The organism is Paraburkholderia aspalathi, from assembly GCF_900116445.1.
In the GTDB taxonomy this organism is placed as follows: domain Bacteria; phylum Pseudomonadota; class Gammaproteobacteria; order Burkholderiales; family Burkholderiaceae; genus Paraburkholderia; species Paraburkholderia aspalathi.
Genome location: NZ_FPBH01000019.1, coordinates 45,543 through 67,984 on the forward strand (window position 1 = coordinate 45,543; position 22,442 = coordinate 67,984).

Sequence of the window (22,442 nt, forward strand, 5' to 3'; positions counted from 1 at the left end):
CACGTACGTCTTAACGCATGACGATAAGCGTGGCGGCGTGAATCAGCACGCCGACCATGCCACCCACGAATGTGCCGTTGATCCGCACGTACTGAAGATCACGGCCGATTTCCGCCTCGATCTTCCGGCTCACTTCATCCGCATTCCAGCCTTTTACGACCTCGGTGATCAGCACGGAGAGCTGGCGCCCATAACGCACGACGAGTTCGCGCGCGAGCGCGAGCCACCACGCGTTCAGTTTGTGTTGAACCGCGGGTTCACGGCTGATCCGCTTGCCGAGCGAAGCCAGCATGCTCGTCATGGCGTCGCGCACAGCCGATTGCTCGTGACTGAGATCGGCGATCACACGCATGCGCAAACGCTCCAGCAGCACGCGATGGTGGTCTGCATGCCTGAAATAACGGATGCAGTCACGCATCAGCGACTTGCCGAAACGTCGATGCACGGCCGATGTTTGCAACTGCACGCTCAGGCCCTCAAGGGTCTCATCGAACTGGTGACGCAGTTCATGATCCGGATTCGCCGCCACTTCACGGAGGAGCGCGACGATGCCCTCGATAAATTTACTGACGATATACGTGTCAAGCTGCGCGGGTGTGTATCTCGAGGCCTCGCTGAATTTGGCCTTGATCATGCCGACGTTCGCCGTGAGCCATTTCTCCAGCACTTCAAGTCCGCGAACCAGCCACGGCTGATGCCGCTCGCTTTCAGTCAGTACTTTGATGACGTCGCCGGCTACTCGGGATACATCGAACGTACGCAACTGCGGTATCACCAGACGGTCGAAAAACCACTGCGCATCCGCTTCGTCAATGCCATCGAGCAATCCTGCCACGGCATCCGCAACGATATCGGCCACCCCGCGGCTGTTCGCCGGCTGCTCCAGCCAACGGGCGAGCGCCTGCGCGGCATCGTGGCCGCTAAGCCTGTCGACGATGAGTTCCGGCGTCAGAAAATTTTCTTCGACGAACTTGCCGAGGCTCTCGGCAATGCGCTGCTGGTTTTGCGGAATGATCGCCGTATGTGGAATCCGCAGCCCTAAAGGACGACGGAACAACGCGACGACCGCGTACCAATCCGCGATCGCGCCGACCGTGCCGGCCTCCGCAAACGCTCGCGGCCACGCAAGCCATGCATGCTCCGCCTGCCAGGCAACACACGCGAACAGCAACGCAATCATGCAGACGAGCAGGCAGGTCGCCGTTCGCCGCATGCGCGTCAAGCCGCTTGTCTCGCGGTCTTCGTGTGCATTCGCAATGGCCGCCCGCTCGCCATCGCTACCGTGCGCAGAGAAACTCAACTCGCCTCCTGCCGTAGAAACCTGCGCACTACCGGCGCGACTTCAGTCGCGCGCGAGATGAGAAACAGGTGACCGTCATCGATCACATAGAGCGTCGCATTGGGGATACGGGCCGCGAGAATCTTAGCGTTCGTGAGCGGCACGATCGGGTCGTCGTTGCCGTGCATGACCAGGGTCGTCTGGCGCAATGCACCGAGCCACAGCAGACTGCTCCAGCCCGTAGCCGCCAGTAGCTGATAGAGGTAGCCGCGGCCGCGCGGCGGCTGAATGTGCCGGCTATGCGCCTTCAGCAAGGACGGATCGCGCCGATAAGCGCCCCCGTAGATATCCGCGCCCACCTGTTGCAGGTAGGTGGGATCGGTATAGCGGCGCGGCCCGATCAGCTTCGACAAGACCGATAGTTTGCCCGGCACCATGATGACGCCGGGTGAGGTCGCCGCGAGAATGAGCCTGCGGCAGCGCTCCGGGTACAGATGCGCGAACTGCTGCGCCAGCGCGCCGCCCCACGAAACGCCGAGCACGTCGACGGCTCCCTCATAACCGAGCCGCGTCAGCAGCTTGTCCGCCAGCACGGACAACGTCGAAAAGCGATACGGCACGACCGGCGCGGGCGAACCGCCGACGCCGGGAACGTCGAAGATGATGACGCTCACGTCTTCGAGCGCCGTGACGAATGGCTCCACCAGTTCGAGATTGGCGCCGATGCCGTTGAAGATAAGGAGCGGCGGCGACGCATCGCTGCCGCGCCAGGTTGCGACACGCAGTGTCTGACCGTCCAGATCGATCATCTGGATTTCCATGCTGCAAAGAGACTCGGGGGTCGTGTGCATTTTTTGTTTCCGGATCATCTTCTGAAAGGACGCTTCATTCGAGGCGTCGGCATGCCGCATGGGCAGTGTCGTATGACTTCTTCGGCGTTACTTCTTCGGCTGAAGGAGCGTTTTCAGTTCCTCGACGTGCTCGGCGACGCGCTTGGTGACCACGGCGACGCTGTCAGCCTGCGCACGGTATGCGGTGTCAGCGAGTTCCTGCATGTCCACCAGCGCCTTGTTCAACGCCTGCTGCACCACTTCACCCGTGTTGGCCGCCGGCTGGCCGCCCGATTGGGCCACGCGGCTGACGAGCGACTGCACTTCGGTCAGCGTCGTGCGGAGAATCTCCGACTGCTTCTGGGCGAGCGACTGCACGCCCGCCAGCGCGGTCGTGTTGGCTTCGACGATCGCCTCGACGTCCTTGCGGCGCGACTCGAGGAGTGCGCCCACGTCGATGCCGGGCAGCTTGAACTGGCCAACGACCTTCTTATACTCGGCGAAAATGCTGTTGAAATTGGTTGAATCCATCATCGATACTCCATTGAAACTACGTTAAGAAAATGTTGACTACGGTGCGGTCAATGCGTGCACCAGGGCATGTGCCTCAGGCTTCCATGACATACGTTCCCGGCGCCTTCACGCCCGCGGGGTGCTGCTTGTTGCCTACTGTCGCCGGAGCGGCACGCCGCTCGCCGGAATGGTCGGCGAGCCATGTGCGCCAGTCCGCCCACCACGAGTCCTTTTCAGCCTGGGCATTGGCAAGCCATGCGTCGGCAGTGGCGGCCAAATCGCTGTTGAGAAAGAACTTCGCTTTCGGATTGCCTGGCGGGTTGATCAGGCTCTGGATATGACCGCTCGAACTCAGCACGAAGCGTGTCTTGCCGCCGAACGTGCGCGCCGTGTTGTACACGCCCTTCCACGGCGTAATGTGATCGGTCATACCCGCGACGACGTATTTGTCGCACTTCACTTCCGAGAGATCGATCGGCGTACCCAGCACCGTCAGCGCGCGCGGCTTGCTGAACAGATTGCCCGTGAAGATATCGAGCAGTTGCCCATGCATCGCCGCGGGCAGCCGGGTCGCGTCGTTGTTCCAATACAGGATGTCGAAAGCGGGCGGCGCTTTGCCGAGCAGATAGTTATTGACCCAGTAGTTCCAGACGAGATCGTTGGGTCGCATCCATGCGAACACGCGGCCCATTTCTTCGCCGGCGAGCACGCCCTTCGACGTGCTGTTCTGCTTCGCGGCCGCAATGGCTTCCGGCGTTGCAAAGAGACCGAGCTGCGAGTCAGCCGTGTTGTCCAGCACCGCGACCATCAGCGTGGCGGCATTGACGCTCGTGTCGCCGCGGCTTGCGAGGTGGCCGAGGAGCGCCGAAATCGTCATCGCACCCGAGCAGGCGCCGTGCAGGTTGACGTCGTCACTGCCGGTAATGTCGCGCACGGCTGTGATCGCTTCGAGCAGCGCCGTCACATAGGTGTCGAGGTCCCAGTGACTCTGTGCGGCGGTGGGATTGCGCCAGCTCACCATGAACACCTGGAACTCGCTCTTCACCAGATAGTCGACGATGCTCTTGCCTTCGGAGAGGTCGAACACGTAGAACTTGTTGATCTGAGGCGGCACGATCAGCTGCGGGCGGGCATACACATGGTCGGTGGCCGGCGCGTACTGGATCAGCTCGAGCACCTCATTGCGAAAGACCACCGAGCCCGGCGACGTGGCGAGATTTCCGCCCACCTTGAACGCCGACCGGTCGACTTGCGCGGGCATCCCCTGGTTCTGCACCATGTCCGTCACGAGATTGCGCATGCCGCCAAGCAGGCTGGCGCCGCCCGAATCGATGATTTTCTTGAGCGCGGCCGGATTGCCAAGCAGCGTGTTCGTCGGCGACAGCGCGTCGGTGAAGAGCGACAGCACGAACTGCGCGCGTTCCTTGCTCTTCGCGTCAAGCGCGGAGCGGTCGACAAACCCTGTCAACGCGCTACGCCACGCCACGTAGGCTTGCAGCGTCATGCGGTAAAGCGAATTGGTCTGCCACGCCGGGTCGGTGAAGCGCTTGTCGCCCTGAGGCGGCGTACTGTCCGCGCTGCCGCCAAGCACGGCGATCAGGTCGCGGACGAGCGCCGCCTCCTGCTCCATGAGCAAGGTGGGTTGCCGCAGCGCCTGGGTGCCGATCTGCTGCGCGGTTGCCATAATGTCTTGCGGCCGCAATCCCACGAACGGATTCGGTCCGAGCATGCCTTCCGCGGCAGACGCCGCAAGGTCGTTCGTCTGCTCGCTGCGTGCCTTGCTGTCGTCATTTGCCGCCATCTTGCTGCTCCTCTAACGTCCCTGTCCGTTTCGTCAACAGTGCTGCTTACGTTTGCGAGACCAGCATCGCCAATGTCTCGGCAATGAGCGCCGGCTTCTCCTCGCCCTCGATCTGCAGTTCGTTCATCGTCTTCACGATGATCCGGCCGCCGCCCTTCTTTTCCACCGAAATCAGCGTCACGCGGTTTCGCACTCGCCCGCCCGCTTTCACCGGTGTCATGAAGCGCACCTTGTCCAGCCCGTAGTTCAACCCAGCCGATGCGTCCTCGGGAATGAGGCCGATCTCGATCGCGAGCGACGCCAGTAGCGATAGCGTCAGATAGCCGTGTGCGATCGTGCCGCCGAACGGGCTTTCGCGTTTCGCGCGCTCAGGATCCACGTGAATCCACTGCCTGTCGCCCGTGCAGGCCGCGAAGGCGTCGATACGTGCCTGATCGACGACAACCCAATCCGACACGCCCAATTCGCGGCCAACGAAGTCGTCAATCGTGGCGACGCTATATCCTTTGATGCTCATCGTGTTTGCTCCTTGCGACGGGTCAGGCGAACTGTTCGCGCAACCACTTCTTGTTCATCTTGCCGACGCTCGTCTTCTGCAGCGCGTCGACGAACTTGACGATCTGTGGCACCGCGTACTTCGAGATCCGTCCGGTTTTTGTGAATCCCATGACGTGTGCTTTGACGTCGTCTTCGGTAACTGCAGCGCCCGCCTTCAGAACCACAAGCGCAACTGGCCGTTCGCCCCATTTCTCGTCCTTGATCCCGATCACCGCGACTTCCGAGACATCCGGGTGCAGCGAAATCAGGCTTTCGATTTCGAGCGAAGAGATCCACTCGCCGCCCGATTTGATGACGTCCTTGATACGGTCCGTGATCTGGATGTTGCCGGTCGCGTCGATGTTCGCGATGTCCTGCGTATGCAGGTATCCGCCTGTCCAGAGCTGCACGGATGCATCCGGATTGTTCAGATAGCCCTGCGTCAGCCACGGCGCACGCACGACGATCTCGCCGTAGGCCCGGCCGTCGTGCACGATGTCTTCCATGTCCTCGTTGACGATGCGCAAGTCGACGAGCGGAACGGGGAAACCGGTCTTGCAACGCAGGCGTACCTCTTCTTCAAGATCGAGCGGCCCGGTGTTAGGCGGAAGTTGCGCGAGGCTCAACACGGGACCGGTCTCGGACATGCCATAGCCGGTAAAGACGTCGATGCCGCGGTCGAGCGCGGCGCGCGCGAGACCGTGCGGCAACGCGCCGCCGCCGATGATGACCTTCCATTTGCTGAAGTCCGCGTGCTTCGCGTCATCGCACGAGAGCAGCATGTGCAGGATCGTGCTGACGCAGTGCGAGAACGTGACGCCTTCTTCGCGGATCAATTGCACGAGACGATCGGGCACATAGCGGCCCGGATAGACCTGCTTCACGCCCATCACCGTCGCGATGTAGGGCATGCCCCATGCGTGCACATGGAACATCGGCGTGAGCGGCATATAGACGTCGCCGCGATGAAAGCGCTGTCCCGATACCGGGCTCGACAGCGCCCCCATCAAGGTGATGGTGTGCAGAACCAGTTGGCGATGCGAGAAGTACACGCCTTTGGGCAGGCCGGTGGTTCCCGTCGTGTAGAAGGTGGTGGCCCGGGTGTTCTCGTCGAAGTCGGGGAAGTCGTAGCTCGTCGCGCTCGCTTCAAGCATCGCCTCGTATTCGGTGGCGAATGCAATGGTGTGCGCGCTCGCTTCACTGCCCGGCTCGTCGATCCACACGAAGGTGCGGACTGTTTCGAGCTGGTCCTTGATCGCTTCGACCACGGGCAGGAAATCGGTGTGGACGAACAGCACCTCTGCGCCGGCGTGGTTGATCGTGTAGGCGATCTCCGCCTCCGACAACCTCACGTTGACCGTCTGAAGCACGGCGCCCATCATCGGCACCGCAAAATACGATTCCAGATAGCGGTGGCTGTCCCAGTCCATGACGGCCACGGTGCTGCCGTGCCGTACGCCGAGCTCGTGAAGGCCATTGGCCAGTCGCGCAATGCGTTCTCTCAGCGTGGTATAGGTCATCCGCAGCTGGCCGCGGTACACGATCTCCTGATCCGGCGCCTGAACGAACGGCGTATGCAGCAGTTGCTTGATCAGCAGCGGGTAGGCATAAGGGGATGGCATCGATCCCTGCACGGCGTCCTGCATCTACGTCTCCTCAAGTCGAGAAATGGGTCGGGCTGACACAAGTCAGTCGGTGCTTGTCGCGCACGGTGGCATCCCGAGTGAAGCCATCATCGGGTGTTTGCCAAGGGGGAGCCATCCCCCGAACAGGGGAACTGTCAGGAAGTGACCGCGGAGCAAGGGCCGTGGTGCGGGGACGGCCGTTGAGGCCGGGCTAAGAGGGGTTCCGCCAGGGTAAGCTGTGCCTTTCGCAAGTTTTCGCCAGTTCTCGCAAAAAGGGGCAAACCAGATGCGGCGTGTCGTCTTCAATCAGAAGGGTGGCGTGGGTAAATCGACCATCGTATGCAACCTGGCGGCGATCAGCGCCAGCGAGGGCATGCGCACCCTGGTCATCGATCTCGATCCTCAGGGCAATTCCAGCCAATACCTTCTCGGCGAGCAGGCGAGCGGACTCAAACCGAGCGTGGCGGACTTCTTCGAAACGGCCCTGAGTTTCAGTTTCAAGCCCACACCGGTCTCGACCTTCATCCATCCCACGCCGTTCGAGAATCTCGACGTGATGCCTTCTCATCCGGAGCTTGACGCATTGCACGGCAAGCTCGAATCGCGCTACAAAATCTACAAGCTACGTGACGCGCTGAACGAACTGGATGATGCGTACGACGCGATTTATATCGACACGCCGCCGGCCCTGAATTTCTATACCCGCTCCGCATTGATTGCGGTCGAACGCTGCCTGATCCCGTTCGACTGCGACGATTTTTCTCGTCGTGCACTCTATACGCTGCTCGACAACGTTAAGGAAATTCAGCAGGACCATAATTCCGATCTGGAAGTCGAAGGGATTGTGATCAACCAGTTTCAGCCGCGCGCGAGCCTGCCTCTCCAGCTGGTTGAGGAACTGGTCAGCGAGGGCTTGCCGGTGTTGGAGTCCCGATTGTCTTCTTCGGTGAGGATTCGCGAATCGCATCAGCATGCCAAACCGATGGTTCACCTCGATCCGCGGCATAAGCTTGCTCTGGAATTCATGGCATTACATCGCGAGCTGGTTGGGGAGGCCTGAGCGCCGTTATCAGGTAATGCTATCCAGCATGTCCAGCAACGCATTTCCATCAACAGGCTTGCGGAAGAAGCCTAATGCGCCTCTGCGCAGATAGTAGTCTTCCGTATGCTGGCTCGGTTTGCCCGTGATAATGATGACCGGCGTGGCTGCGCCTGAATGAACCGTTCTATCGAGCACCTGAATGCCGTCAATGGGCCGCATGCCCAGATCGGTAATGACGCATACCAGACCCGCGTAGCCATCGGCAAAAAAATCCAGAGCGGATTCGTAGGCCCGCGTTCCGTACCCGCCGGAGGCCAGCAGATTCGCCAGAGACGTCAGAACGCGTCGGTCATCATCAATCACGGCCACGGTTCGAACCGGAGGCGTGGACATTTTTTTTCTCCGGTCATCGAGTCCAACACCGAATTGGCGTTGGCGTCAGGCGCAGAAAGTGGTTATGGGCGACGTCTCGAGCTGCAGTTTGCCCGCCTGCCTGACCAGCGTGGCAAACGAATCCGCTCGCATCTTTCTCATGATGTGGCCGCGATGAACCTGCACCGTGTATTCGGTAATCCCAAGTACTGCCGCCGCCTGCTTGTTGAGCAGGCCGCTGGCGAGTAAAGGCAGGAGCTCCTGCTCACGCGGCGTCAGCGTTTGATAAAGCGCATGGAGCAGCGCCGCATCGTCCGCCTCCTTACGAAGAACGTGCGCTCTTGCGAGCGCCGTAGCAACCACGCGCATCAACTCATCTTCATCGAGGGGCTTGGTGAGGAAGTCAACCGCCCCGCCCTTCATGGCGAGCACCGTGGAAGGCACATCGCCCTTGCCTGTAATGAAAATGACGGGAATCTGCGAGTCCCTGACGAGCTTCTGAACTTCCAGCCCACCCATGCCAGGCATACGCAAATCCAGAATCAGACATGAAACAGTATTCTGACGCGGTGTTTTCAGAAACTCCGCGCCGGAATCGAATGCGCGGGCATCTCTTCCGTTTGCACGCAGCAGCGAGGTGAGTGCTTCACGCACCCGCCTGTCGTCGTCGACCACATACACCACCTCACTTGCGGATTTCATGCGCCTTCTCCGTTGCCGGGTGAAAACCCAGCGTGACGTCGGCACGGACGGTCCACGATAATCTCGTTGAATGTTGTTCTTACGTGGTCCTGCCGACAAAAAATTATAGCCGCCGGAATCGTCGTCCGGAAGAATAGGCCGCCGTGTTCTGCATTACATAAATATGTAATATCACGGCCCGATATGAAGCAGTAAGCTGGGAAGATGTGTAGACACAGCACGTTGCCAGAGGCTGCTGAGGATACCCTCGTCTATCGTCAACTTGAGCTTGCGTTCGATCTCTCTATCGGAAGGCTGAAGCTGAAGGTCACGCCGCGGGACACGTTGCGCACGGCCCCAATCCGGCCCGCGTGTGCTTCCACGATCGACTTGCAGATTGCCAGGCCCATGCCTGTTTTCTTCGTGGTAAAGAACGGCTCGAAAATCTTCTCGAAGTTCACCTGCCCCGCACCGTGATCTTCCACATCGACCACCACATTACCGGCATCGCGACGTGAGCGGATCACCAGCAGCCTCGGTCGCTCCTCCGTTGCCGCTAACGCTTCGATCGCGTTGCGCACGAGGTTGACGATCACCTGTTGAATCTGAACCGCATCCGCACTGATCTTCGACACGTCTTCGCCGAGAATTGTCTCGAGCGAAACCGCGTTGTGCTGGATGTCGTCGGCCATCAGCGTGCATACCTGAAGAATCAGCTTGTTGACGTCGAGATCAACCTTTTGCGGAGCCGTGTGCCTGAAAAGAGCGCGAATGCGGCTTATCACGTCTGCCGCGGCATTCGCGTCGCGCACAACCTGCTCGGCCGAGTAGCGGGCTTCGTCGAGCCTGGGCGGCGTTGCAGCGAGCCATCGCACGCAGGCCTGCCCATGCGCCACGATGGCCTGGAGCGGCTGGTTGAGTTCGTGGGCAATGGAAGCGGAGAGTTCAGCCACGGCCGCGAGCCGCGACGCCTGCGCGAGCCTCTCCTGCGCGTCGCGCAAGGCCTTCGATAATTCCGCGCCGTCGTCGATGTCCACGTCGAGGCCGAAGAACTTCATCACTTGCGCGCCGGCCCCTTCGGTGCCGCGGTGCTCCCGAACCTGCTCGACTTCGAGCGTCGAGAGCAAGTCCGGCTCGGCCAATAATTGCTCGAGGAGTGCGGCGAGATGATGCCGCACGCTTTCGGAACGGCGCGCACCTTCCTCGATTGCAACAGCCAGTTCCGCCCACCGCGGTTGCCGGTATTGCTCACCCAGATAGGTCCGCACAATAGTCTGTGCAACGAAATCGAAGTGATCCAGCAGATACAGCGAGACGTCGGCCAGAAGTTCTTTGGCAATACGCTCGTCCAGTTCGCCGAGCGCAATGTAGATGCTCCAGATTTCCCGCAACCCGAGGCGCAACGCCTGCAGATGGCTCTGCAGCGGCACGCGTTGATGTTCACGTCGCTGGCTGATTTCCCGAAACACGTCCATGTCCTGCGCCGAGGGGAGTTCACCCGACAACAGCGTCTCGAACCAGACTTTGGCCGACAGCGCGACCGATTCGCGAAGGTCCCGCTGCGCCGCCGGTGCGAGCAACCTGTATCCGTCCATCTGCGTCAGTATCGCCAGCGTGCGTTCGACGACATGCGTCAGATCAGCTGCGATCGAAACAGTTTTTTCCCGCAAGTAATCGCTGATTCTTGGAACATTGGCTAACACGGATAGACACCCATCAATAACGGACGCACGATTTCGAAGGACAAGGAGCGCCGGCGCAATGGGATTCGACGCGGCGTATCATGGGGCGAAAAATGAGTCGGTCCTGGCGAGGCGCGGATGTGCACGTATGGTCGCCTGGCGCGGCGCGACCTGCCATCCCCCAGATTGGGGAGAGTCACACCCTCCCCCGGCCCGGGGGAGTGCTTCTACAAATGAGGGGTGGCAAGCGCGCCTCCCAACAATTGGCTGGCTTAAAACAATGGGTGACTGAAACATGCGTGTGACTGGAGAGACGTCCGCGAGCGGACTGCACCTTTTCCTCGCAACGAAGATCGTTCCGCCGCGCGTGCCGGTCGATCTCATCGCGCGTCCGCGGCTCGCCGGCCTCGCCGAGCGCGCCGCGAACAAACGTCTTACCGTGATCAAGGCGCCCGCCGGATTCGGCAAAACTTCGCTGGCGCTCAGTTGGCTCGACCGGTTGCGCGCGAACGGTGCATTAGTGGCGTGGCTGTCGCTCGACACGGAAGACGATGAACCCGCGCGCTTCCTCAACTATCTGGCGCACGCGTTGCGGCATGCCTGCGACAAGGTCGGCGCCGCGGCGATCAGCCTGACTGCCGACGCCGCATTCGTCCCGTTGCACGCCGTCGTTTCCACACTGGTCAACGAGCTTGTCGAAGTAGACGACGAGGTCGTCCTGTTTCTTGACGACTATCACCAGGTCCGCCTGCCGGCCGTACACGATGCAATGTCGTTCCTGATCGAAAAGGCGCCGCCTCATGTGCATGTGGTCCTCTGCAGCCGCACCGATCCGCCGCTGCCGCTCGCGAGGCTGAGAGCAGGAGACGATCTGCTGGAAATCGACGGGTCGGTGTTGCGTTTCGACTTCGACGAAACGAGGCGCTTTGTCGAACGCACGTTGCCCGGAGAGCTGAACGCTTCGACCATCCAGACGCTCTTTGCGGGCACGGAGGGCTGGGCTGCGGCGCTGCGCATCCAGATGTCCATGCTGTCGCGCAAGGATGGCGAGACGGTTCGGGAGCGTGATGCGCCTTCCGGTAGGTCGCGGCCGTTCGCCGCCTATATCGAGTACATGTTCGAGCGCCTGTCCCCCGACATGGTCGGGTTCATGCTGCGCACGTCGATACTCGACCGGTTGAGTGCGCCGCTCTGCGAGGCGGTGACGGGCCTGCGCACGAGCCAGCCGATGCTGGACGAAATCGCCGGGGCGCAGTTGCTGTTGCAGGCGCTCGACGACAATGGGCAATGGTTCCGTTATCACCCTCTGATGGGCGAATACTTGCGGGCCCAACTCGAGGCACTGCACGCCGACGAGGTGGCGGAACTGCATTGCCGTGCGTGTGCGTGGTATGCCGATCAGGAGTTGTGGACGGAGGCAGTCAGACACGCGATCGCCGCGGGCAACACGGATAACGCAATTCGTCTGATGGAGCGGTGCGCGATGGCGCTGGTCAAGAAAGGCGACCTGCTCACGCTGCTCGACTTGCAGCGCCGCTTTCCCGCCGGTCTGGCCGGTGCACAGGTGAAGGTTACGCTGGCGATCGCCTGGGGCATGGCGCTCGCCATGCATTTCGAAGAGGCGCTCGCGATGCTGGATGTAGTCGAACATGGTCTCGCGTCCGGCACGGGCGCCGAAGCCAAAGACATCCGGCGCGAATGCCAGGCGATCCGCTCGGTTGTCGCGGGCCTGCAGGATGATCCCGAGCGCGCACTCGTTATCGCCGAACCATGCATCGAGCGGCCGACCGCCGATATCTGGACCACTAATGTGGCGTCCAACGTCGTGCGCTTCGCCCATTGGAAAGCCGGCAATCTCGAAGCGCTTTACGCAACGCCGTGGATGTCCTATTCAGCCGAAGAAAATCAGCGCAATCTGTACTCTTCGGTCTACCGGCAGTGCCTGCTGGGACATGCGGAAATGCAACAGTTGCACTTCGGGCTTGCCGAACGGTATTTCACGGAATCGATGCAACTGGCCGAAAGGCATGCCGGTCCCGATTCGATCTCGGTGGCGCTATGCGCACCGATGATCGGCCAGATCTGGTACGAACAGGGCCGCCTGGATAAAGCTGAAACGTTGGTTGCCGGGTTGATGCCGGTCATTGACGTTGCGGTCCTGCTCGATAGCGTGTTGATTGCCTACCGCCTCCTCATCCGGATCGCCGTCGCGCGTTCGGACGTGACGCAGGCGTACGCATTGCTCGACCGGGGCCAGGCGTTGAGTTGCGAACGGCAATGGGACCGCATGACCGCCTCCGCCCTGGTTGAACGCACACGGCTTTATCTTGCGGAAGGCAGGATGGTCGAAGCGGCTGCGTGCGTCGCGCAACTCGATCAGATGGCGGCCCCCAACGCCCACCCTTCGCGTTCCATCTCGCTCGAGATCGAGAACTATCGCGCATTCGCAGCGGCCGCTGTTGCTACAGCCCAACAGCGGACCGAAGAAGCCACCACGGTGCTGGGTGCCGCGCTGCGGAGCGCCGACGGACGCCATGCGGATTTCGAGGCGCTACGCCTGCGAACCATGCTTGCACTGGTCTGGCTGGCCGCGAACGAACATGCCCGTGCGATCGCGATCTTTCGCGAAGTCCTGAAAGTCGCCACGCCCGCAGGCGTGTACCAGTCCATTCTCGACGTAGGGCCGAACATCGGATTGCTGCTGGACGCCGTTCGTGAAGACGCGGAGCAGAAGGAGCACTCGAACGAGCTGATTGCCTACGTCGATCATCTGCTCGACGGCGCGCGGATTCTCTATCAGCCAGGCGGCCACCGTCGACGCGATACCGAGCGCGGGTCGCTGAGTTCAAGGGAACGTGAAATCGTCGACCTGATTGCGCGCGGACAGTCGAACAAGGAAATCGCGAATGTGCTCGGAATTGGCGCCGAAACCGTCAAATCTCATCTGAAAAGCGTCTTCGTGAAGCTCGGCGTCGACAAGCGCGCTCAAGCCGTTGCGCGTGCACGGGACCTCGGCCTTGTGGGTTCAGACTAGCTGCATGCTGAAGTTGGCAACATGAGTTAGCGACATGAATATGTAATGGTGCAATCCGACGCAAAGTTCTAAATTGATCTTTTTTCCCCTGATCTTTTTCCTGAGCTTGCCTGACCGGCAGTTCCCGAAAAGACACCCATCTGCAATGGTATGACCTATCTCCACCATTGCCTCGTAATCGATTCGCGCCACAACAGCACGCACGATCAGACCTCGCGGTACGAGATGAAGTAACCGTCAACCCTCTCCGCTCGCCTGGCGAGCTAATGAGCTTTTCGCTGGAAAATCCCGCCATTGATGTGAAAATGTGGAGTAGCACTATTCAATACGTCGACGAACTCCGAGGTTGACATGCTTACCGTGTTGATACCACGCTCGTCCCGGCTTGCCGCCCTCAGCGTCGCCATCGCGGGCACGTCAGCAATGGCAGGCTTACTCGAACCGGTCACCGGCTGCTTCGGCCTCGTCATGGTTGTTCTGGTCGCGCACTTTTTCGACCGCAGCTTTGGGCGTCTCGCCGCGGGTTTCGTCTCGCTCGGGATCGCCGGCACGATGTTGACCGCCGGTCACCCTCCTCTGTCCTCCGGCTCGATCGGCCGTTGCGCCCTCGCGATCGGCGCGGCATGGCTTTGTGCCGAGCTGGTCTCCCGACGCCCGCGGCACATCCGCTACACCCAACCGCCAGACTCGACGGCCCACTCGAAGGATGACGATGTCGATCTTGAGGTTCGACAGGCGCTAACGGCAAGCGAGTCGAGAGAATTGATCCGCAAGCGGGAAGCGCAACTGAACTGGCTGATCGAGAATGTTCCCAGCCTGCTCTGGCGGACGGACGCTCATGGCCGCCTGGAATATGTGAACAAACGCGCTGAGGACTACACCGGCCTACGGTTTGAGGATCTGAAAACGCGCGGCTGGCTTCACCTGGTGCACCCGGATGACGCAGCCTCGACCCTTGAGGCCTGGCAAGATTCCCGCGCTAGCGGGAGACCTTACGACTCGGTCCATCGGTTCCGCGCGGCTGACAACACGTATCGCTGGTTTCAATGCAAAGGCACGCCCATGCGGAATGCCAACGGCGATATCGTGAACTGGTATGGACTTTCGACGGATATCCACGAGCGGCAGCTAGCTCAGGAGGTTCTTCGCACGGAAGAGCTTAATTTGCGAAGACTCGTCGACGTATTGCCCGCGATGATCTGGCGAGCCACACCGGAAGGCAAAGTCGACAGATGGAGCCGCCAAATGCTCGCCTTCATGGGCGCGAGCGAGGAAGAATTCGACGGCGAAATGTTACTTCGCCGCATCCCGGAAGCGGACCGTCTTCGTGTCCGCTCGCGCTGGCGGCAAGCTGTCCACGAAGGTGTGTCGTATCAGGACACGTACCAGATTGCAGGCGCCGATGGCGCACTGCGCTGGTATCTCGCTCGCGGCGAACCGTTTCGCGACAAAAGCGGACAGATCCTGCACTGGTTCGGCGTATGTACAGACATCGACGATCTCAAGCAAACGGAAGCTGTGCTCGAACAGCGGGAGCACCAGCTACACGAACTGATCGAGACTATCCCCGCCATGCTCTGGAGCAACGACCCACAAGGGGGGCTCACCTACATCAATCGAAAAATCGTCGAATTCGTTGGCATGGATCTTTCGCAGCTCGCGGGCGGCGGCTATCAGAAGACCTGCCATCCTGACGACCTGGACACCATGGTTCAAGCGTGGACACACTCGGTCGAGACTGGCGAGGCGTACTGCCACGCTGCGCGGCTTCGCCGAAACGACGGGATTTACCGGTGGTACCAGCACATTGGCGAAGCCATGAGGGACGTCGACGGCAACATTGTTCAATGGTATGGCCTCAGTCTTGACATTGACGAACGCAAGCGTGCAGAGGACCGGCTCAGGCACACTCAGGCTGAACTTGCACGGGCAACCCAGATTGCCACCGTCGCAGAACTCTCCGCCTCTATTGCGCATGAGCTTAATCAGCCTCTCACGTCCGTTATCGCCAATGCGCAGGCTTGCAATCGGTGGCTCGCAGCATCCCCGCCCAATTTAAGTGAGGCCAGGACGTCCGCGGAAAGCGTCGTTCGAGATGCCCATTCCGCCGATGAGACGATGAAAAGCATCCGCGCACTGTTCAAGAGCCAATCATTCCAGAAGTGCAAGCGTAACGTGAAAGACATGGTCCTCGAATCCGTGCGGCTGCTACGGCAAGACGAAACCAGACATACCGCCGACATCGACCTCGATTTGCCCGATGGCCTGCCGCCGGTGTTCGTCGACCAGATACAGATTCAGCAGGTCCTGCTAAATCTGATCACGAACGGCATAGAGGCCACGGAAAACTCCGGGCGCACGCCCAGGATTCTCATTACCGCAAGGGCGCTTCACGACGGATCCGTGCTTCTCAAGGTGATCGATAACGGTTCGGGCATCGTGGGCGACGACAGCATATTCGACGCATTCGTCACGACCAAGAGCAAGGGCATGGGCATCGGGCTTGCGGTGTCGCGTTCCATTATCGAAGCGCATGAGGGTTCTCTTACTGCCGCCAATAATCAGGGCTACGGATCGACCTTTAGCGTCGTCCTGCCAGTCTCGAGCGATGACGCCGCGTGTCCGGACGTCGAGATCAGTGGAGCGACCAGTCGCTGAGCGGAGCACGGTGCTGGAGGGCGAACGAGGGACGCCCTCCACAATCATGTAATAGCGGCCCGCCAGTCTGCTACCTATCATCCAGTCAAGGTCGAGGGTTAGCTCTAACGTGAATCGAGGAACCGTATCATGCAAGCTCCCATTGAAACAGACAGAACGTGGCAGTCAACCATGGCGCTTCTCTCGAACGAAGGCGAAACACAGGCACCGGTTGTGTCCAGTTGCCTCCGCCCGCAGGGCGGCGAAAGCGACTTCCGCGAATGCGTCATCCGGGTGCTGGAGCGCCGTGGACGGAGCTCGGCAACGGTTGCGTGGAGCGACGCGACGTCCTGCTGCTACGGCGAGCAGCATTGGCGGCGTTGCGTCGCGAAGAAAGCCGGAGTTTGCGCCCTGAGTGGCCAGGCCATCAAGAGAGGCCATGCCGTGTATCGACCCAAGCGGGTTCAACCTACACCACTCAACATCGAAGCGATGATTCTGGCCACGGTCCTCGAAGCGGTCTCCCTGGAAGAAGGCTTCTGAAGATTCAGATCCGCTCGAAGCGTTGAGCGGGCCCCCTCCTGTCATCGGTCACCATCCGAACTTCGCTTCGACGCCCACGTAGTCCGCGTTGCGCGCCCCTAACGCGCGGATCGAATCTCCGACTTCGAAATGCACTGCTTCCAGCGCGAGCGCGACATTCGGGCTGACGAGCCAGTCCGCGCGAATCTGCGCATACATACCCGTCCAGCGGGTTCCCTTTCCCGCCGTGCCGGGCACCACGGCCATCCCCTGACCGTAGATCGCATCGCCCGTCGTCGCGCGCCACTGGAAACCGAGTGCCGTCAGTAACGTGAGCTTTGGCGATACCTTGAAGGTGATCGACGGCTTCACATGAATCAGATTGCTGTAGCCGGTGTATCCCGCCAGCGTGAAGTAGTAGCCGTTCGGAAACAACGGATTGAAGGTTTCGACGCGTCCATCGCCCGGATGCCGGTCGCCCGATGCGCCGTCGACCTGCAAACCGAAACGCGGCGCCCCCGCCACCGTTGCGAGCGTATAGCCGCCCAGCAAGCCGAACGCCCACGCGCCGATGGTGTCCTTGCCGACGTGCCCTGTCTGCACCATCGATTCGCCATCCCAATCGAACGACGCGAGCTTGCCCGCGTAACGCACGTCGAATACATCGCGATGCTCGGTGCCTGCTGCATCGAGAAAGCGTGCGTTGTCGCGGTTGTAGCGCGACCAGTACGCTGACAGATCGCCTGGCCCCGTGTTCGCACGTTCCACGCGCACGCCGCTGAACGTGAGATGCCGGTTCGACACGTCGTCGAAAGCCGTGACGTCGCGATTCTGCACAGGCTGCGTCATATAGCCGATGAAGCGCCACTTGTCGATTTCATAATCGGCCCACAGCGCGTCGAACGCCTGACGCACGTTCGGCCCGTCACGCACCGAGACGAACCGCTGCAAGTCGAACGCCATCTCCTGCCGCCCGACGCGCGCCTTGAACGTGCCTCCGCCTACGCCATAGACGAACGCGACGAACGCCTGCTCGATGTCGAGCTGATTCTTGTCGACGGGCGAAACGGCATCCTTGCCGAAGGGCCGCGCATCCTCGAGCTGGAAAAACGCCTGCACATGCTGGCCGATGCGTGCATCGGCATGCACTTCGGCGCGCTCGATCACGTAGCTGTCGGGTCGCGCGGCGCCGAGTCCGAAGAGTGGCGTGTTGTTCAGTTCGAAGCGTTCACGCAGGGTCGCGCCGAGCGACAGATAGGTCGACGGATCGCTGCCGGGCGAGATGTACTTGAGCGCATCGAACGGCTCGCGCGGCACGCACGGATTGGCCAGCACCGACCAGTCTTCCTGCCAGTGGTTGAATGACAGCGGCGACGGCCGCTTCACGGTGCATTGAGGCGCAGCGGCCACGCCGGCAACCGCATCCGCCGCGTTGTCGGCGGCGAACGCGTCCACGCCGTCTGCCCATCCGCACACCGCGAGCGCCGCGCAGGCAGCCGCCTTCGACGTCGCGCGCTTCAGCGAGCGAAGCTGCATCATTTCGCCAGCTCGTGAATCTCGGCGACGTAGCCGCCGGGAAATTCGACCATGGCCGTGCGCCCTTCAACTGTCCTGTTCGCCGGCGACAGCACCTTCACGCCGACGCCCTGCGCCTTCGCGAGCGTCGCGTCGAGATCGGCGACCAGATAGCCGGTGACTTCGCGGCCGAACGGATAAGGCAGCTTGCCGTCGGTCGCGAACACGAGCATGGTGCCGAAGCCGGATGTGATGCGTACGCGCCGGATCGTCTCGCCGGATCGGCCAATTTCGCCGCCGTCCGCGTGACGGTTGTCGGACACGACCTTGCCGTGCGAAAAGCGTACAAAACGCTTGATGAAGTTATCCGCGGATTGCGCGGACACATAGACGCGATTGTCGGGCACCGTCTCGAGCGGACCGTACGAAGGCGCCTTCGTATGCCAGTACAACTGCATGTTCAGGCCGCCGGGCCATTGAATCACCGCGTCCTTGCCGATCGGATCGTCGAACGTATCCACGATCACGTCAGCGCCCGCGGCACGCGCGGCGCGAACGGCCTTGTCCATATCGGTGACGAGGTAGCCCGTGCGTTCGCTGCCGAACGGATACGGTATCGGCGTCTCGAATGCGAACACCGACAGCATGCCCACCGGCGTCCGCACGTATTGCGAAGCCGTTTTGCTCGGCGTCGGCGTGACCGTGAACACGGCGCGCGGCGAAGCCGTGCCGCCGAAGGTCGCGACAAAACTGTCGACGAACGCGTCGATGTCCTGGGTCGCCACATAAACGTGCGTCGTGTCGTACTGCGGACCGACCGACACGACCGGCAGGCTCTTGCCTACGTTCTGATGATCGGCCTCGGCGAAAACCGGCGAGGCGCCCAGCGCCATGCCGAGCGCCGTTATCGACACAACCGAAACGACAGCGGCCCGCAACACTCGAACCATCTTGACGGTACTCATAGAAAACACTCCTGGCTGGTAAGGGATGCCGTAACGTTGCGCGGCACAATCAGGTTCCGACCTGTGGCGTGCCCGTCCTGCGCACCAGCACGGCGAGCACGCACAACGCGGCGAGCGGCAACAGCAGCGCCCAGAATGACGCGAGCAGAAAGCCCGCCGCGCCCGCGCACGCGCCCACTGCAAAACCGGCGACGGGCGGCAGTATGCGCAACAACCGGCTGCGCGCCGCCTGCCGCGCGGCCAGGTCGTTGGATGAAAACAGCAGATCAAATCCGTCGATCACGGCCTGCGTGACGTTGCCTGTCATCACCGTGTTCGCGACCACGGCGCGCGTCGTCAACCGCCCATGCGCATTCTGCACGCCCATCGCCGCCGCGCCGAGCAGGCCGCAGGCGATGGTGAGCGGCGCATCGGCATCGGTGACAGGCATAGCCAGCAGGCCCATCGTCATATAGCCCGCCAGCAGCACCGCCTGCAACACGTACAACGCGTGTGCGCGTACTGACGGTTCGCGATGCAGCAGCCTGTTGTCAAGCATGCGAGCGAACACGATTCCGGCGACGAAGGCTGGAAAAGCGAGCCACTTGATCAGCAGGCCATGCCCCCCGTGCGCAAGCGCCGCGCCGATCAGAAGGAAGTTGCCGGTCACGTGCGCGGTGAAAAGGCCGAACAGCGCGACGAAGCCGAGCGTGTCGACATAGCCCGCTATCAAGGCAAGACACGTGTCTTCGCCGGGCACCTGACCGGGTTGCGCAGCGAACCACGCCACCGCGTCTACTGATCCTCTTTGCATAACGGTGTCGGTTTGGTGCGGGCAACGGGCGGCGCGCTTTGGGTTTGTGCATCGGGCGTGCGTATGCGCGCCTGCACAAACGGAATCGCATGCTCGCCAATCACAATACCGAGCAGCCCGGCAAGCGCGATGAGCGGCGGCGCGGGCGATTGCACCCGCACAAGGTAGTACAGGAGACCGACCACGAGGCCAGCTCCCAGCGAGATCAGATATGGCATGATTCGATCCTCACGCGCCGTGCGCTCAGGCTTGCCGTTGCACGAACCGCGGCAGCGCAATCCGGTAGCGTCCCGCACCGCCGATCGCGATGGTTCCGAACATGATCAGCAGCATCCATGCGAATTGCGCCTGGCCCAACGTCCATTCGCGATGCACGAAACCCAGCGCGACCACGCAGACCACCATAATCGGCAGCGCGGCAAGCCGCGTCGCGATGCCCGCGATCATCAGCAGCGGGCACACGACCTCCGCGAAGATCGCACAGCCTAATGTCAGCGTCTTGCCGAGATGAAACGGGTCTTCGATCGCCTCGAGCTGACTCGTGTAGTGGATTGCCTTCGGCAGTCCATGCACGAGCAGCACGAGCACGCTCGCGGTGACGCGCAGAAACAGCAGCGCCACATCGAAAGTGAGAAAACGCTTCATCGCCTGCCTGCTCCTAAAACGCGAAACAACTGCAACCGAGCGCGCCCCAGAACGCGTTCGCGTCGCCTGCGGGTACGTTGCTGCGCCATGCCCACGCATGCGCGTGACGATGCACACCGCACAGGTTCACGCATGCGTCATTGCACGACTGCACGAGCGGCACCGCAGGACGATAGCGCGCATAGCCGCCGTACTCCGCGACGGGCGACCACGTGGGGCTAACGGGCAGCGCAGGCGGGTCGAACGTTTCGAACTCTTCGGCCGCGTAGACAATCCGCCCATTGACCGCCGTCAGCACCGAGCTCAGATGCTTGATGCCGTCTTCTTCCATCGTGAAGTAGTCGTCGCTCAACACCGCGAAATCGGCTAGCTGGCCAGGCACGAGCGCGCCCTTCTTCGTCTCTTCGTTCGAGAACCATGCGCTACCCACCGTGTAACGGCGCAGCGCCTCCATGCGATCCAGCCGGTCCTGCGCGGCGTACATCAGCGTGCCGCCCACCGTGCGCCCCGAAACAAGCCAGTACAGCGACACGAACGGATTGAAGCTCGCGACGCGCGTTGCGTCCGTCCCCGCGCCGACCGGCAACCCGGCCGCGAGCATCTTGCGCACAGGCGGCGTATGCGCCGCGGCTTCGGCGCCGTAGCGGGAAATGAAGTATTCGCCCTGATAGGCCATCCGGTGCTGGACGGCGATGCCGCCGCCCAGCGCGGCAATGCGGTCGATATTGCGCGCCGAAATGGTTTCGCAGTGGTCGAAAAACCAGCGCAGGCCGTTAAACGGCGTGTCCTGGTTGACACGCTCGAACACGTTGAGGAAGCGTTCGATCGATTCGTCGTAAGTGGCATGCAGCCGGAACGGCCAGCGGTTTTGCACGAGCAGCCGCACGACGGCTTCGAGTTCGCTTTCCATCACGTCCGGCAGGTCCGGACGCGGCTCCAGAAAATCTTCAAAGTCCGCGCCGGAGAACACGAGCATTTCGCCGGCGCCATTCATCTTCAGGAAATCGTCGCCGTCACCGGGTTTGGTGACTTTGACCCATCTCGCGAAATCTTCGATTTCCTTCTTCGCGTTCTGCGTGAACAGGTTGTACGCAATTCGCACGGTCAGCTCGTTACGCTTCGCGAGTTCCATGATGACGGCGTAGTCGTCGGGATAAGACTGGTAGCCACCGCCTGCATCGATCGCGCTCGTCACGCCCAGGCGGTTGAGCTCACGCATGAACTGGCGCGACGAATTCAACTGGTCGTCGAGCGGCAGCTTCGGTCCTTTTGCGAGCGTCGCGTACAGCAGACCCGCATTCGGACGCGCGATCAGCATGCCGGTCGGATTGCCGCGGCGGTCGTGCTGGATTTCGCCGCCCGGCGGATTCGGCGTATCGCGGTCATAGCCGACCGCACGCAGCGCGGCAGCGTTCAGCAGCGCGCTGTCGTAGAGATGCAGGATGAAGACGGGCGTGTCCGGCGCGATCGCGTTGATCTCCTCAAGCGTCGGGCCCCGCTTCTCCGCGAACTGGAATTCGTTCCATCCACCGATAACACGCACCCATTGCGGCGCAGGCGTGCGTGCAACCTGCGCGCGCAGCATCTCGAGCGCGTCGCGCAGCGAGGGCACGCCATCCCAGCGCAGTTCGAGATTGAAATTCAAACCGCCGCGAATGATGTGAAGATGCGAATCGTTGAGCCCGGGAACGACCGTGCGTCCCTTCAGATCGATGCGGCGCGTCGACTCGTTCGCCCATTGCATCATGTCGTGGTCGTTGCCGCTCGCAACGATCTCGCCCTTCGCGATGGCGAGCGCCGTCACGAACGAACGCTTGTCGTCCTGCGTCGCAATCTTGCCGTTATAGATCACCAGGTCCGCAATGCGGCTGGGCTGAATCGGTGCGGTCATCGTCGCTCTCCGTGATGGTTGGTCAGACGCGTTTCACGCGCGCCGACAAAGGCGTCGCGCGTGAAAAATGGCGTGAGG

The 22,442-nt window shown here is 61.4% G+C and carries 19 protein-coding genes; 4 read left to right on the top strand and 15 right to left on the bottom strand.

Features of this window, described 5'->3' with window-relative positions:
- Positions 1 to 10 precede the first annotated feature (10 nt).
- From BM438_RS25895 to BM438_RS25920, 6 genes are all read right to left on the bottom strand, one after another.
- Positions 11 to 1,300: a DUF445 domain-containing protein gene (locus BM438_RS25895; protein ID WP_093639853.1), complete on the bottom strand. Its 1,290-nt coding sequence runs from the start codon at positions 1,298 to 1,300 to the stop codon at positions 11 to 13.
- Positions 1,297 to 2,130, bottom strand: coding sequence for a poly(3-hydroxyalkanoate) depolymerase (phaZ, locus tag BM438_RS25900; RefSeq protein ID WP_093640217.1), 834 nt, complete (start codon positions 2,128 to 2,130; stop codon positions 1,297 to 1,299). Before phaZ ends, BM438_RS25895 begins: the two co-directional genes overlap by 4 nt.
- An 87-nt stretch (positions 2,131 to 2,217) precedes the next feature.
- Positions 2,218 to 2,640 carry a phasin family protein gene (locus BM438_RS25905; protein ID WP_093640219.1) on the bottom strand — a complete coding sequence of 141 codons (423 nt, stop codon included), beginning with the start codon at positions 2,638 to 2,640 and terminating at the stop codon, positions 2,218 to 2,220.
- A 76-nt stretch (positions 2,641 to 2,716) separates the two neighbouring features.
- Positions 2,717 to 4,423, bottom strand: coding sequence for an alpha/beta fold hydrolase (locus BM438_RS25910; RefSeq protein WP_093639857.1), 1,707 nt, complete (start codon positions 4,421 to 4,423; stop codon positions 2,717 to 2,719).
- Between the two features lie 46 nt (positions 4,424 to 4,469).
- Entirely contained in the window at positions 4,470 to 4,940 is a 471-nt protein-coding gene (locus BM438_RS25915; RefSeq protein WP_093639862.1) for a MaoC family dehydratase, read from the bottom strand.
- Between the two features lie 22 nt (positions 4,941 to 4,962).
- A complete protein-coding gene (locus BM438_RS25920; RefSeq protein ID WP_093639865.1) occupies positions 4,963 to 6,606 on the bottom strand; it encodes a fatty acid--CoA ligase in 1,644 nt (547 codons plus the stop codon).
- 265 nt (positions 6,607 to 6,871) lie between these two features.
- On the opposite strand from BM438_RS25920, the gene BM438_RS25925 reads away from it, so the two are divergent.
- Positions 6,872 to 7,645 carry a ParA family protein gene (locus BM438_RS25925; protein WP_093639868.1) on the top strand — a complete coding sequence of 258 codons (774 nt, stop codon included), beginning with the start codon at positions 6,872 to 6,874 and terminating at the stop codon, positions 7,643 to 7,645.
- 9 nt (positions 7,646 to 7,654) lie between these two features.
- Here BM438_RS25925 and BM438_RS25930 read toward each other — a convergent pair whose 3' ends face one another.
- The 3 genes from BM438_RS25930 to BM438_RS25940 form a co-directional block, all read right to left on the bottom strand.
- Entirely contained in the window at positions 7,655 to 8,020 is a 366-nt protein-coding gene (locus BM438_RS25930; protein ID WP_093639870.1) for a response regulator, read from the bottom strand.
- 45 nt (positions 8,021 to 8,065) lie between these two features.
- Positions 8,066 to 8,701 (bottom strand): response regulator transcription factor, encoded by a 636-nt coding sequence (locus BM438_RS25935; RefSeq protein WP_093639873.1) that lies wholly within the window; start codon positions 8,699 to 8,701, stop codon positions 8,066 to 8,068.
- Positions 8,702 to 8,958: 257 nt separating this feature from the next.
- Complete coding sequence (locus BM438_RS25940) at positions 8,959 to 10,350, bottom strand: sensor histidine kinase (protein WP_244179448.1); 1,392 nt, start codon at positions 10,348 to 10,350, stop codon at positions 8,959 to 8,961.
- A 307-nt stretch (positions 10,351 to 10,657) separates the two neighbouring features.
- Between BM438_RS25940 and BM438_RS25945 the strand changes: the two genes are divergently transcribed.
- From BM438_RS25945 to BM438_RS25955, 3 genes are all read left to right on the top strand, one after another.
- Positions 10,658 to 13,396: a winged helix-turn-helix domain-containing protein gene (locus BM438_RS25945; RefSeq protein ID WP_093639879.1), complete on the top strand. Its 2,739-nt coding sequence runs from the start codon at positions 10,658 to 10,660 to the stop codon at positions 13,394 to 13,396.
- A gap of 351 nt (positions 13,397 to 13,747) precedes the next feature.
- A complete protein-coding gene (locus BM438_RS25950; RefSeq protein ID WP_093639882.1) occupies positions 13,748 to 16,054 on the top strand; it encodes a PAS domain-containing sensor histidine kinase in 2,307 nt (768 codons plus the stop codon).
- A gap of 129 nt (positions 16,055 to 16,183) precedes the next feature.
- Complete coding sequence (locus BM438_RS25955) at positions 16,184 to 16,576, top strand: DUF3331 domain-containing protein (protein ID WP_093639885.1); 393 nt, start codon at positions 16,184 to 16,186, stop codon at positions 16,574 to 16,576.
- 48 nt (positions 16,577 to 16,624) lie between these two features.
- On the opposite strand, the gene BM438_RS25960 is transcribed toward BM438_RS25955, so the two are convergent.
- The 6 genes from BM438_RS25960 to BM438_RS25985 are packed head-to-tail and all read right to left on the bottom strand — an operon-like array spanning position 16,625 to position 22,364.
- Complete coding sequence (locus tag BM438_RS25960; protein WP_425270747.1) at positions 16,625 to 18,091, bottom strand: alginate export family protein; 1,467 nt, start codon at positions 18,089 to 18,091, stop codon at positions 16,625 to 16,627.
- Entirely contained in the window at positions 18,091 to 19,035 is a 945-nt protein-coding gene (locus BM438_RS25965; RefSeq protein WP_093639890.1) for a glyoxalase, read from the bottom strand. The genes BM438_RS25960 and BM438_RS25965 overlap by 1 nt, the downstream gene beginning before the upstream one ends.
- Positions 19,036 to 19,084: 49 nt before the next feature.
- Positions 19,085 to 19,828 carry a YoaK family protein gene (locus tag BM438_RS25970; protein WP_093639893.1) on the bottom strand — a complete coding sequence of 248 codons (744 nt, stop codon included), beginning with the start codon at positions 19,826 to 19,828 and terminating at the stop codon, positions 19,085 to 19,087.
- On the bottom strand, positions 19,810 to 20,046 hold the full coding sequence (locus BM438_RS25975; protein WP_093639896.1) for a DUF1427 family protein: 237 nt from the start codon (positions 20,044 to 20,046) through the stop codon (positions 19,810 to 19,812). The genes BM438_RS25970 and BM438_RS25975 overlap by 19 nt, the downstream gene beginning before the upstream one ends.
- 25 nt (positions 20,047 to 20,071) lie before the next feature.
- On the bottom strand, positions 20,072 to 20,473 hold the full coding sequence (locus tag BM438_RS25980) for a DoxX family protein (RefSeq protein ID WP_093639899.1): 402 nt from the start codon (positions 20,471 to 20,473) through the stop codon (positions 20,072 to 20,074).
- 13 nt (positions 20,474 to 20,486) lie between these two features.
- A complete protein-coding gene (locus BM438_RS25985) occupies positions 20,487 to 22,364 on the bottom strand; it encodes an amidohydrolase (RefSeq protein WP_093639902.1) in 1,878 nt (625 codons plus the stop codon).
- Positions 22,365 to 22,442: the final 78 nt, after the last annotated feature.